Genomic DNA, 14,097 nt, shown 5'->3' with positions numbered 1-14,097 from the left:
AACGGCGTTGGCGGTTCTCCGCTATTTATCGAACGAGCAGACGGTCCACTGATTTTTGATGCCGATGGTAAAGCGTATATTGATTACGTTGGCTCTTGGGGTCCAATGATTCTTGGCCACAACCACGCGGTTATCCGAGAAGCAGTAATTGATGCAGCGCAACGCGGTCTTAGCTTCGGTGCGCCAACAGAACTTGAAATCGCGATGGCAGAATTAGTTTCTGAGCTTGTTCCATCAATGGAGCAAATCCGCATGGTAAGCTCTGGTACTGAAGCTACGATGAGCGCGATTCGTCTTGCACGTGGCTTCACCGGTCGCGACAAGATCATGAAATTTGAAGGTTGTTACCACGGCCACGCTGACAGCTTGCTAGTAAAAGCAGGTTCTGGTGCACTAACACTAGGTCAACCAAGCTCTCCTGGCGTTCCTGCAGATTTTGCTAAGCACACGCTAACAGCAACATTCAACGACCTAGATTCTGTACGCGAGCTATTTGCTGCTAACAAAGGCGAAATTGCTTGTATCATCGTTGAGCCAGTAGCTGGCAATATGAACTGTATTCCACCAGTGGAAGGCTTCCACGAAGGGCTACGTGAAATCTGTGATCAAGAAGGCGCGCTACTAATTTTTGATGAAGTAATGACAGGCTTCCGTGTTGCTCTAGGCGGCGCGCAAGCACACTACAACATCAAACCCGACCTAACGACACTGGGTAAAGTAATTGGTGGCGGTATGCCAGTAGGTGCTTTCGGTGGCCGTAAAGAAGTGATGCAATACGTTGCACCTACAGGCCCAGTTTACCAAGCTGGTACCCTTTCCGGTAACCCTGTCGCAATGGCAGCAGGCTACGCATGTTTGAACCTTCTAAAAGAAGAAGGCAACGAAAAGCGCCTAACTTCTAAAACGAAACAACTTGCTGAAGGTTTTAAGTCTCTAGCAGAAAAACACGGTATTCCGCTAGTTGTTAACCAAGTGGGCGGTATGTTCGGCTTCTTCTTCACTGACCAAGAAAAAGTAACTTGCTACGAAGACGTAACGAAGTGCGATGTAGAACGCTTCAAGCGTTTCTTCCACTTAATGCTAAAACACGGTGTCTACCTTGCGCCATCTGCGTTTGAAGCGAGCTTTACTTCACTCGCTCATGGTTCAAAAGAGATTGATGCCACACTAGAAGCTGCTGACCGCTGTTTTGCTGTTCTTGCAGAAGAAGCGAAATAATCGCTAAAAACGGCGATAACGCATTTAGAAAAGGACCGTAACGGTCCTTTTTTATTGCCAATTCAAAATAACCAATATCGCTAATACCCCAACGACAATGCCAAACCACGGTATTCGCTTAGCTTTTTTCTCGGTTTGACACTTTTTATCACCGTTGCAACAACCCATAGCTCATCTCTTGATTGATAACCGACTGATTTGTAGTCATTATAGCAAGGTACATCGCCCTGCTCTAATTCGGCATTGTCATAAGCTTGAAAGAGTTAAGAGTGCAAAGTAATAAAGGTTACACGCCATATTGAAGGCATAAACCGTAAACGTCACCTGTAAGTTGGACTAATACCATGCCAAATAATGTAAAAATAACGTCGAGTCACCGAGTACTAATGATTGCTTTACTCGCCGCTGCTTTTGCTTGCTACTTATTGGTTGAGCCATATATCAATTCCATTGTGATGGCTTTTATCATTTCTTTGCTCATGTTTCCGATACACGAATGGTTTGAGCAGAAAATTCCCAAGCACCCAAATATGGCAGCACTGCTGTCATGTGTCGTCTTGACGTTTATTATTGTTATCCCGCTTTTATTTGTGTTTGCCGCCATTGTTCAGCAAGGCTCTGTTTTCTCACAAAATACATATAATTGGGTTACTAATGGTGGTATCCAAGATATATTCCAACATCCTTTCGTTATCAAAGGCTTAGCGATTGTTAATGAGTACTTACCTTTTGATAAAATCGAGCCCAAAGCCATCGCTGAGAAAATTGGGCAATTTGCCACATCGTTTGGCTCTAACTTAGTCGCTATCAGCGCAAAGATTTTAGGAGACGCAACCAACTTCCTAATGAACTTCTTCCTAATGCTGTTTGTGCTGTTTTTTCTGCTTCGTGACCACGACAAAATTATCTCTGCGATTCGTCATATCCTGCCACTCTCACGTAGCCAAGAAGACCGCATATTGACAGAGATAGAGCAAGTTTCTAAATCAGCCGTAATGGGCTCATTCATGACAGCGATTGCTCAAGGTCTGGCTGGCGGTATCGGTATGTGGCTAGCAGGCTTCCCTGGGTTATTTTGGGGAACAATGATGGGCTTTGCATCATTCATTCCAGTGGTAGGAACCGCGCTAATCTGGATTCCTGCAGCAGCGTACTTGTTCTTAACAGGCGATATGACTTGGGCTATCTTCTTGACGGTGTGGAGTGTAGTTATCGTTGGCTCTATAGATAACCTATTACGTCCGTTGCTAATGCAAGGCAGCGCCGGCATGAATACCCTTATGATTTTCTTCTCATTACTGGGTGGTCTGCATCTGTTTGGTTTGATTGGTCTTATCTACGGCCCACTTATTTTTGCCGTGACCATGGTACTGTTTAATATCTACGAGGAAGAATTCAAAGACTTCCTTAACCAACAAGACAACAGCTAGTCACCGCTTAATCACTTCAAGCTTGGGGCAGATTGTGCGAAAATCTGCCCCAAATTATTTCTGATGAACCAAATTTATGTCTGCTTATATCGCTCCTAGCCAAATAGCTCAGCGCCAACTTGAATACTTCAACGGAAAACACGTTTTAGTCGCTGGTGAAGTTGAAGACCTATTTCCTCTTGAGTTAGTGGCTCATTGTGAGTCTGTTGAAGTGTTTACTTCCAACTATAGCTACTACCGCCAAATTCAAACCTCTGACAAAGTGAAAAGTCATTTTGGCTCTGTGTTTGATGTTGAAACAAAAGCAGACATGGTCCTTTTATACTGGCCAAAAGCAAAAGCCGAAGCAGAATACTTGCTGGCGATGTTGATGGCGAAACTGGGCATTAACACCGAAATCGTCATCGTTGGTGAAAACCGCTCCGGCATCAAGAGCATCGAGAAGATGTTCCAAGAATACGGCCCTGTGAACAAGTACGACTCTGCTCGTCGCTGCTCATTTTACTGGGGTAATTGCCTCAATGAACCAAAACCTTTCAACCAAGCAGATTGGTTTAAGTCTTACACTGTTACACTCGGTGAGCAGTCGCTAGCGGTTAAGAGCCTACCTGGCGTATTCAGCCATGGCGAGTTCGACTTAGGTAGCCGATTGCTGCTTGAAACCTTACCTAAGCTGTCGGGCAAAGTGCTCGACTTTGGTTGTGGTGCAGGTGTGCTCGGTGCGTTTATGGCGAAAGCGAATCCAGAGATCGCGATTGAGATGTGTGACATTAATGCTTATGCGATCACTTCTAGCCAAGCCACATTAGAAGCGAATGGTTTATCCGGACGCGTATTTGCATCAGATATATACTCGGATACCGCAAAAGACTACCGCTTTATCGTCAGCAACCCGCCATTCCACAGTGGTTTAGACACAAATTACAACGCAGCGGAAACCTTGTTGGGCCAGGCACCACAATATCTAACCAAAGACGGTGAAATGGTGATTGTCGCGAATAGCTTCTTAAAATACCCACCAATTATCGAGCGGGCGTTTAATAATTGCGAGACGCTAAATAAGACCAATAAATTTTCTATCTACTACGCGAAAAAATCATAACTTCCCCCCGCGCAGGCACAAACCTGCGCGATTTTTTCTCATAAATTCAACACTCATAAGAAAAACTGCGTCACCCTGCACGCTTTACAACTAACTTTCTTGTCAAAGAAAAAAAACTCGTTAATTTTGTTAATTCTATCTAGTTGAACATCTTATCCGTTTTTAACGAGAACCTCGGCAGCGAAGTATGTTTTAGAACTGCCCATTATGAGTTGTAATCTTATCCATGTTTAAATTCTACAAAAAACAGAAATTTAAGCGCCTTCAGAGTACACTGATGACCGCATTTCTGGTGCTCAGTATCACACCTCTTACCATTACTGCGATCTTTTTCTTGCAGTCCCACAGTAAAGATCTGCAAGAACAAAGCACCTCGCACTTACTGTCTGTTCGAGATACAAAACAGCAGCAAATCATCGACTACTTTGAGGCACGAGAAACCGAAGTCATGGGCTTTGTGCGCTCAGAGTTGGCTTACGCCAGTGGTGGCCGATTCTACGGTCTCGTCAATGCTTTTAGTCGTTTAGGCAATGATATTGAAGAGTCTCGTAAAAACGCCCAACAGCGCTACATCGAGGGCAGCGGAGACCAAATCAAAACCTCAACGTTACCCGAGTCATCCAACTATGTAGGAAGTGAACGTTACCGGCTTTTGCATAAACGCTATCATTGGGCCTACTTGGAGCTCCTCAAGCGCTCTGATTTTAATGACATTTTGCTGGTCGACATCAATGGTAACGTCACCTACTCGATCAACAAAGACGATAACTACGGAACGAACTTGTTATCAGGCCCCTACAAAGACTCGGCACTTGGCAAAACTTTCAAGCGTCTCGCCGATGATGTGACTGAACGTCGAAAAGTAAACGAAGACTACACTCCTGTGATTGTGTCTGACTTCGAGCTGGAAGGGGGTAAATCAGTCGCTTGGCTAGGTGCACCAATTGTTCAGCAAGGTTATCTACACAGCTATGCCATGTTCCGCTTGCCAAATAATGGCATCACTAAGTTAGCCGCAGACGCTAATCGAGAGTCATCCATTAACACCCTGCTGGTTGGAAATGATCACCAACCTCGCACAATTAACACGAAACAAGACGACATTAAGAACAGTTTAGAAGTGATCGATAAAGCACTCTCTGGTGCATTTGGTGTCGGCACTTACACAAACGGTTTAGGTGAAGAGATCATCGCGGCTTATGCACCGATTGAAACTCGTGGTGTGATTTGGGCGCTCGTCGTACAGTTACCAGAAAACGAAGCTTTCGCTCGTATCCATCAACTCGAAAAACTATTCGTTATCGCTATGTTGATCGCCATTATCCTTGTGGTGATCGCTTCTCACTATTTATCAAACTTTATCACTTCTCCGTTGCTGAAATTGACTTGGGTTGCCGAAAAGGTCTCTGCAGGGGATCTTGATGACACGTCTTTTAATACGGTTCGTAAAGATGAAATTGGTCGGCTTGCGTTAAGCTTTGAACGAATGCAACGCTCTATTCGAGAGAAGATTCAAACCATTAAGAAGCAAAATGAAGAACTAGAAAGCAGCATACAGATCATTCAAAAACAGAATGAAGAACTGCAATTGGCCGATAAATTAAAAGATGAATTCTTAGCCACGACTTCTCATGAACTTCGTACACCGTTACACGGCATGGTCGGGATTGCTGAAACCTTAGCGTCCGGCGCCAATGGTGCGATCCCCGCTAGCCAGAAATATCAGCTTGATATCATCATTAAAAGTGGTCAGCGTCTCGCTAATCTAGTCGATGACTTGTTGGATTATCATAAAATGCGTTATGGAAGCATGGATATCCAGAAATCAGCAGTGAGTTTGGGCAGTGCAACACGATTGGTTTTAGAGCTTTCTAGCCATTTACTCGGAAGTAAAACCATCCGCATCATCAACCAAGTCCCAGCGGATTTAAAAGCAGTGTCAGCTGACCCGCAACGCCTTGAACAAGTGCTATATAACCTGATTGGCAATGCGATTAAATACACCTCAGAAGGTAAAATTGTTATCTCCGCTAATGTGGTAGATGATCATGTACGCGTACAAGTCGTGGATACTGGACAAGGAATTCCCGCAGAACAACTTGAACATATTTTTGAACCACTTATCCAAGCAGGGCAAGACGCGAGCCGTTATCGTCAAGGTGCAGGGCTTGGGCTCTCCATTAGCCGTCAATTGATCGAATTAATGGGAGGCTCGTTATACGTCAGTAGCCAACCAATGGTCGGAACTACCTTCAGTTTCACTTTACCGCTCGCCAGTGAAGAAGAAATCCAAGCAACCCAGACTCTAGCTGCGCACGGACACTTCCAAATCCCTGAAGTTAATGTAGAGAACAGTGAAGACTTATCACTTCCAGAGAACCCAGACGGCCCGTTACTGTATGTTGCTGACGATGAACCAGTAAACTTACGCGTGCTTGAAAGCTTTTTACGTTTAGAGGGCTATCGTGTGCGTACCGTCTCCGATGGGCCAGAAACGTTAGCGCTCGTCGAGCAAGAGAAGCCGGAACTTCTGTTATTGGATATCATGATGCCAGGCATGAGCGGCTACCAAGTTTGTAGTGAACTACGTGAAACCTATGATCATGCCGAGTTGCCAATCATTATGCTCACCGCACTCAGTCAAACAGAAGATCGTGTAAGAGGTTTTGAGGCAGGAGCCAACGACTATTTATCGAAACCATTTAATAAACAAGAGTTGGCGGCACGTATCCAAGCGCATTTAACGGCAAGTAAAGCAGAAATGCGCCATATGGAAAACAAAGTGCTAGAGTCTGAACTTAGACAGCGTGCAGTCGTTGAAGCAAGCTTACTTGAGACTCAAGGTCGTTTGTTGGAACAGCTAGAATCGGCTCCTGAAGCTATCATCTGTCTACGTGAAGACAAGCGTATTCGCTTTGCTAACGAAGCTGCTTGTAAGCTATTCAAGCGCAGCTTAGAACAGCTAAAGCGCTCATCTGCTGATGAGCTGATTGCCCCTAAATATCTGACCGTCAAACAACCTCATTACTGTGGCAAGATTGATATCTATATTGAAGATATTCGTCAGAACATCGAAGCAGACATTCTTAAGCTCCCTGAAGGTTCAGGGTTAGATATCATGTACATCTTTAATGTCGGCGGTGGAGCCAGTGCCGCTCGCATACATAATCTAGAAACCGCCGTAGAAGTGCTTTCAAGTTATGCATTTGATGGTGACAAAGACCAATTGCAAAAGCTAAAAGAGCTTGGCGGAGAATTTACGCGCCTTGCAGACAAAGCGCTCGGTAATAAAAAAGACAAGCAAGAACTTATGCGAGAAGTTCTAGTAGACGCAATGACACATGCTTTAGAGTATTGGGAATCTGTAACGGGTGAAAGTAAGTTCGCATTTGCAGAGCAAAGTGGCTTGTGGCGCGTTTATCTAGACCGTAGTACTTTGCAAACACGCACTTTAGATAAATACATGCGCATAGAAACATTACCCAAAACACCACGTTGGAGAACGGTGCTAAGCTCGATAGAGTTCATTCTCGAACACTGCAAAGAACAGAGCCCCGAGAGAGCATACATAGAGGCACAACGAGATAAACTACAGCGACTATTGACCAGCTAATATTTATCAAAAAAACTAGCCCAGCGTGCATGCTGGGCTTTTTTGTTATTCGAGTATTCCCTTCCTAGAGATAAAAGAGACCGCCTCTTCCTACCCCATTAACATATTTCCAATAACGAACATTCGGTTAGACATCGCTATCTATTGTTGGTCTTCAAAACGTACGATCTTATCCATTTAACTGGCCTTAATTAGGTAAGTTCGAGCAACCAAAAAACTTCATTCATACAATAAAAAAAGGACGACAAACGGAAGAAAACTGTCGATAAAAAAGGCCATTTTTCAGATAACAAGCGGATTTTGACGAACTATTGATAGAGATTGCGAACTTAATCACAACAGAACGGCAGATTAATTTTTAGCTGATTAATTAACACCATTTCTGCATGTGAGCGAGATCTCCGAACCTAGAAAACAAGCAGGAAACGTATATTTAAAAAGGACCAGCAGGTTAGTAATCACCAACACTCATTATTAACAAGGATATAAACTGCGACGCATATCAACGTTTATTTTTTGTCCCTCTACTGGTTAAAATTAGCCAAAATAACGTTTATAACGGAGAGCTCAGAGATTTTAACGTTTTTAACGGGAATCAAGTTTGATTATTTTATGGATAAGGTGTTTTCTTACTCCTGCCTAAGGCCTACAGGCCACTCTTGGCGAAACTCAATGTTGTAATGAGTAAGGCATGTACAAGAGGTAGGTCTTAGAGAGTGTTTATCAATTGATGACATTCAATTCCATTTAGTGAAATGAAAGCAAATAGTAAGGAACAGCTATGCTTGCCAATATTAAAAAAACAGCACTAGCAACAGCAATTATTGCAACGGCTACTACAGGTTTTGCATCGGTAGCTACTGCGGCTGAACGCAGTGAACTGACTATCCACCCTAAAGAGTTTACAACTTTCGTTCGTAACTTTAACCCTTTCTTGGGTGCAACTAACCTGCACACAACAACCGACTTTATTTACGAGCCGCTCGTTGTTTTTAACGAAATGCACGGTAACACGCCTGTATTTCGTCTAGCAGAAAACTTTACCATGGCTGATGACCTGATGAGCGTAACCTTCGATATCCGTAAGGGCGTAAAATGGTCTGATGGCAAAGCGTTTACCGCTGATGACGTTGTTTATTCTTTCAACCTAGTGAAAGAGAAGCCAGAGCTAGACCAGTCTGGTATCAACTCTTGGGTGACTGGCGTAGAAAAAGTTAACGACTACCAAGTTAAATTCCGTCTAAGCGAAGCAAACTCAAACGTTCCTTACGAAATTGCGAAAGTACCCGTCGTACCGAAGCACGTATGGAGCAAAGTAAAAGATCCAGCAACATTCACAAACGAAAATCCAGTAGGCAGTGGTCCATTTACCGAAATCGACACTTTCACACCGCAGCTATATATCCAGTGTGAGAACCCGAATTATTGGGATGCAGACAACCTAGATGTAGACTGTCTGCGTGTGCCGCAAATCGCGAACAACGACCAATTCTTGGGCAAAATCGTTAACGGCGAAATGGACTGGACGTCTTCATTCGTACCAGACATCGACCGTACGTACGCTGCAGCAAGTCCGAATCACCACTACTGGTACCCACCAGCGGGTACTCAAGCATTTGTAGTGAACTTCAAAAACCCAGACGCTGCGAAAAACGAAGCACTAACTAACGTTGACTTCCGTCGTGCGTTCTCTATGGCGCTAGACCGTCAAACTATCATTGATATCGCTTTCTACGGCGGCGGTACAGTGAACGACTTCGCATCTGGCCTTGGCTACGCATTCGAAGCTTGGTCTGATGAAGAGACGCACAACAAGTACAAGGGCTACAACACATACAACGCGGAAGGTGCGAAAAAGCTTCTAGCTAAAGCTGGCTTCAAAGATGTAAACAAAGATGGCTTTGTGGATACACCATCTGGCAAGTCTTTCGAGCTCCTAATTCAATCACCAAACGGTTGGACTGACTTCAACAACACAGTACAACTAGCCGTTGAGCAACTAGCAGAAGTGGGCATTAAAGCTCGTGCTCGTACACCGGACTTCTCGGTATACAACCAAGCAATGCTAGAAGGTACTTACGACGTTGCTTACACCAACTACTTCCACGGTGCAGATCCACACTTGTACTGGGATAGTGGCTACAACTCGAAGCTACAAGCTGGTGACGGCATGCCTCGCTTTGCAATGCACTTCTACAAGAACGATAAGCTAGATGGTCTTCTTAACAGCTTCTACAAGACAGCAGATAAGCAAGAACAGCTAGAGATCGCTCATGGCATTCAGAAGATCATTGCTCAGGACCAAGTAACTATTCCTGTGCTATCTGGCGCGTACATGTACCAATACAACACAACTCGCTTCACTGGTTGGTGGAACGAAGAAAACCCTAAGGGCCGTCCAAACATTTGGGCAGGTATCCCAGAGCGTCTACTTCACGTACTGGACCTAAAACCAGTTAAATAAGTAGAAGTTCATTTCAAGCGGCATACATCCCGTGTGCCGCCGATAAAAATCCCTTGTTAACGAAACCAATATGTGGCGCTCGTCGTCAGGGGATTTTTCGCTCTAAATTTCGCTAGGAGCGACCTGAAACCAGAAACAGGGAAAAAATCTGGGTGAGTAAGGTGTGAGTTATGGGTTATTTTTTAAGACGTTTGTCGTTCTATCTTGTCGCGCTCTTAGTTGCAGCGACGTTAAACTTTATTATTCCGCGAGCAATGCCTGGTGACCCAGTTACCATGATGTTTGCTAATGCTTCAGTACAGGTGACTCCAGAACGAATCGCAGCAATGAAAGAACTGCTCGGTTTCGTTGATGGGCCAATTTACATTCAGTACTTCTCGTACATTAAAAATATTCTAAGTTGGGAATTGGGCACCTCAATCCAGTTCTACCCACTTTCAGTTAATTCTTTACTAGGTAGTGCATTTGGCTGGTCACTATTTCTAGCTGGTACTGCGGTTGTACTTTCTTTCTCCATCGCTTCTGTCCTTGGTATTTTTGCCGCCTGGAAGCGCGGTAGTAAGTACGATGCATTCGTAACGCCTGGCACATTGATCATTCAAGCTATTCCACAAATGGTTATCGCAATGTTAGCGCTGTTTACCTTTGCGATTGGCCTGAAATGGTTCCCATCTGGCTATGCTTACACGCCAGGTACTATTCCTGATTGGACAAGCTGGGAGTTCATCAAGAACGTGGGTTACCACGCTGTACTACCTCTATTCTGTGCAACCATCGTTCAAATTGGTGGCTTCCTAGTTAACATGCGTAACAACATGATCAACCTTCTCGCCGAAGACTACATCACGATGGCTAAAGGTAAAGGGCTGAGTGAAAACCGCGTCGTCTTTAATTACGCCGCACGTAACGCACTACTTCCAAGTGTTACCGCACTGTCTATGTCTTTAGGTATGGCCATTGGAGGTCAATTAATCATCGAGATGATTTTCAACTACCCAGGCCTAGGTACTGTTCTATTGAACGCAATTCACGCTCGTGACTACCAAGTACTTCAAGGTCAGTTAATTATCATGACGATGTTCATGCTGTGCTTCAACTTAATGGCTGACATGCTGTACATGATTCTAGACCCTCGCCTACGTACGGGAGGCAAATAATCATGAAAGAACTATTCAAACTTATTTTAGGTAACGCATTTGCTCGCATTGGTCTTGGCATTGTTACGCTGTTCGTGTTCGTTGCGATTGCCGCTCCTTTACTTACAAAGCATGCGCCAGACAAGCGAACCGGTAACCCACACGAATACCCAAGCTTTGTTGTAAAACAGGCACAAAACAATCCTGATGGTTGGGTCGCTAAAAACCTAGCAGACGATCGTCGTACGCTGATTATGTCTAAAAAGGCCGACCACGTATTAGGTACTAGCCGAATGGGTCGCGATATCTGGTCGCAAGTGGCTTACGGTGCACGAGTATCACTGGGTGTAGGCTTTGGCGCTGGCATCATCGTGTGCTTCTTAGCAACAGTCATTGGTATATCGGCAGGTTACTTCGGCGGCAAAGTGGATGACGTATTGAGTGCCGCGATGAACATCATGTTAGTAATTCCGCAGTATCCATTGCTATTCGTGTTGGCGGCCTTTATCGGTGAAGCAGGCCCACTCACCATTGCCTTGATTATCGCTGGTACTTCTTGGGCATGGGGTGCACGTGTTGTCCGCTCTCAAACTATGGCACTACGCGAGAAAGAGTTCGTTAAAGCTGCCGAAGTATTGGGAGAGTCTTCATTCCGCATCATCTTCGTTGAGATTTTACCAAACCTTATCCCAATTGTCGGTGCGAGCTTCATTGGCTCAGTAATGCTCGCGATCAACACTGAAGCGGTCATTTCGTTCCTAGGTTTGGGTGATGCCAACACGATCAGTTGGGGCATCATGCTTTACAACGTGCAAACCTCATCAGCCATGCTGATTGGCGCATGGTGGGAAGTACTAGCACCTTGTATTGCCCTAACACTACTGGTTACTGGTCTTGCTCTGTTGAACTTTGCCGTTGACGAAATTGCGAACCCTCAACTTCGTTCTCACAAAGGCATGAAACGCTGGAAAAAACTAGCAGCAAAAGACAAGAAAGAGCGTGAGCCTGAACTGGCACCACAAAATGCACTATGGAGCGGAGATAAATAATCATGACTGCACCACTAATTTCCATCCGTAACCTATGCGTAGACTACATCACAGACGCGGGCGATGTCCGCGCCTGTAACAACGTGAGCTTCGACATTGCACCAGGTGAAGTATTCGGTCTGGCTGGTGAATCTGGCTGTGGCAAATCCACTGTTGCCTTCTCACTAATGCGCCTTCATAAGCCGCCAGCGTTTATCACAGGTGGTGAGGTGATCTTCAACGGTGAAGATATCCTTCAGTACAGCGATGATCGCATGCAAGCGTTCCGCTGGAGTGAAATGTCGATGGTATTCCAGAGTGCGATGAACGCTTTGAACCCTGTTCTAACCATGGAAGAGCAGTTCTGTGACGTCATCATGCGTCATACCAATATGACTCGCGCTCAAGCAAAAACACGTGCTGAAGGTCTGCTGGAAATCGTTGATATCCACCCTAGCCGATTGAGTGATTACCCGCACCAGTTCTCTGGTGGTATGCGTCAACGTCTAGTAATCGCAATCGCTTTGGCTCTGAACCCAAAAATGATCATCATGGACGAACCGACTACCGCATTGGATGTAGTGGTTCAACGTGAAATTCTACAAAAAATTTACGCGCTTAAAGAAGAGTTTGGTTTCTCAATTCTGTTCATCACACATGACTTGTCATTGATGGTCGAGTTCTCGGATCGTATCGGCATCATGTACTCAGGTGAGTTGATTGAAGTCGCGCCTTCTAAGCAAATTCTGGAAAGTCCTTACCACCCTTACACCAAAGGTTTGGGTAGCTCTTTCCCTCCACTAACTGGACCAAAGACCAAATTGACTGGCATTCCAGGTAACCCGTTGAACTTGCTAGAAGTACCACGGGGCTGCCGCTTCCAAGCTCGTTGCGATCGCGTACATGAAGCATGTACACGTGTACCAACCCAATTACGTCAAATTGAACCAGGTCGCCTCTCAAATTGCCATTTGTACGGCGACACCATTGCTCAAGCTAAGGTTTAACAACAAAAAAAACGCTAGCTAAGAACAAAAATTACACTGGAGAGAATTATGAGCAAACAATTCGGCGAACTGCTGATTGAGGGTAAAAATGTCGTTAAGGACTTCCCTTTAAACAGTAACTCAATCAAACAATCTAAGATGCGCGCAATCAACGACGTCTCTTTCAAAATGTACAAGAGCCGCGGCTTGTCAGTGGTAGGTGAATCTGGTTCAGGTAAGTCTACTACTGCAAAAATGATTGCAAAAATGTACGCACCAACCGATGGCATCATTGAATACAAAGGTCGTGATATCCAAGACATCACCTCTCGTCACGATTTAATGGCCTACCGTGAAGGTGTACAAATGGTGTGGCAAGACCCGTTTGGCTCGCTAAACCCAACGCACAATATCTTCCACCATATTGCGCGCCCGCTGCTGATTCATAAGAAAGTAGCACCGGGCAACAAGAAAGAACTGGAAGAGCGTGTGTACGACCTACTTGAACAAGTTGGTCTTATTCCACCAAAAGAAACGGCGCAAAAGTTCCCGCACCAGCTATCTGGCGGTCAGCGTCAGCGTGTCAACCTGGCTCGTAACATCGCGGTTGGAGCTGAAGTAGTCTTGGCGGATGAGCCAACATCCATGCTCGATGTATCGATCCGCGCTGGCGTTTTGAACTTGATGGAAGAGATGAAGTTCGAGAAACAAATGTCTCTGCTCTACATCACTCACGACATCGCAACAGCGCGTTACATTGCCGAAGATCTTGCGGTCATGTACGTAGGTCACATGGTTGAATGGGGCGATACTGAAGAAATCATTCACGACCCTCAACACCCATATACACAACTGTTGGTATCTGCGGTTCCAGATCCATCGAAGTCTATTCACGAGAAACTGAAAGGCAACAAAGGGGAAATCCCACTTTGGACACCAGAATCTGTCGGCTGTCCATTTGCTGGGCGTTGTGTACACGCTACCGACAAATGTCGCGAACGACTACCGGGCGTCACTCAACTGTCCGACAACCACTTTGTCCGCTGTTACTTATTTGAAGATTAATCATAACGAGGGTCAGGTTCAGCCTGGCCCATTCCTGTTTTTATCGTTTCCCGGA

The 14,097-nt window shown here is 45.1% G+C and carries 9 protein-coding genes; all 9 read left to right on the top strand.

The window, feature by feature from the left end; translation table 11 throughout:
* Positions 1-1,218: glutamate-1-semialdehyde 2,1-aminomutase (gene hemL / locus R7E42_RS18775; protein ID WP_318072918.1), on the top strand; the 1,218-nt coding region annotated here is incomplete at its 5' end.
* A 344-nt stretch (positions 1,219-1,562) separates the two neighbouring features.
* Positions 1,563-2,648 carry an AI-2E family transporter gene (locus R7E42_RS18770; RefSeq protein ID WP_318072917.1) on the top strand — a complete coding sequence of 362 codons (1,086 nt, stop codon included), beginning with the start codon at positions 1,563-1,565 and terminating at the stop codon, positions 2,646-2,648.
* Between the two features lie 76 nt (positions 2,649-2,724).
* On the top strand, positions 2,725-3,750 hold the full coding sequence (gene rsmC / locus R7E42_RS18765; RefSeq protein WP_017820412.1) for a 16S rRNA (guanine(1207)-N(2))-methyltransferase RsmC: 1,026 nt from the start codon (positions 2,725-2,727) through the stop codon (positions 3,748-3,750).
* 226 nt (positions 3,751-3,976) lie between these two features.
* Positions 3,977-7,363 (top strand): response regulator, encoded by a 3,387-nt coding sequence (locus R7E42_RS18760; protein ID WP_064368747.1) that lies wholly within the window; start codon positions 3,977-3,979, stop codon positions 7,361-7,363.
* 781 nt (positions 7,364-8,144) lie between these two features.
* Complete coding sequence (locus R7E42_RS18755; RefSeq protein WP_005380037.1) at positions 8,145-9,827, top strand: ABC transporter substrate-binding protein; 1,683 nt, start codon at positions 8,145-8,147, stop codon at positions 9,825-9,827.
* Between the two features lie 170 nt (positions 9,828-9,997).
* On the top strand, positions 9,998-10,984 hold the full coding sequence (locus tag R7E42_RS18750) for an ABC transporter permease (protein ID WP_005380038.1): 987 nt from the start codon (positions 9,998-10,000) through the stop codon (positions 10,982-10,984).
* A gap of 2 nt (positions 10,985-10,986) precedes the next feature.
* Positions 10,987-12,012 carry an ABC transporter permease gene (locus R7E42_RS18745; protein WP_025768199.1) on the top strand — a complete coding sequence of 342 codons (1,026 nt, stop codon included), beginning with the start codon at positions 10,987-10,989 and terminating at the stop codon, positions 12,010-12,012.
* A gap of 2 nt (positions 12,013-12,014) precedes the next feature.
* Complete coding sequence (locus R7E42_RS18740; protein WP_005380040.1) at positions 12,015-12,998, top strand: ABC transporter ATP-binding protein; 984 nt, start codon at positions 12,015-12,017, stop codon at positions 12,996-12,998.
* Between the two features lie 48 nt (positions 12,999-13,046).
* A complete protein-coding gene (locus tag R7E42_RS18735) occupies positions 13,047-14,042 on the top strand; it encodes an ABC transporter ATP-binding protein (protein ID WP_318071128.1) in 996 nt (331 codons plus the stop codon).
* The last annotated feature ends 55 nt before the right edge of the window (positions 14,043-14,097 follow it).

The sequence above is a fragment of the Vibrio sp. Vb1337 genome (genome assembly GCF_033338715.1).
GTDB classification, from domain to species: domain Bacteria; phylum Pseudomonadota; class Gammaproteobacteria; order Enterobacterales; family Vibrionaceae; genus Vibrio; species Vibrio alginolyticus.
Note: the sequence above shows the minus strand (reverse complement) of the source record. Positions and strands in the feature narration are given on the sequence as shown.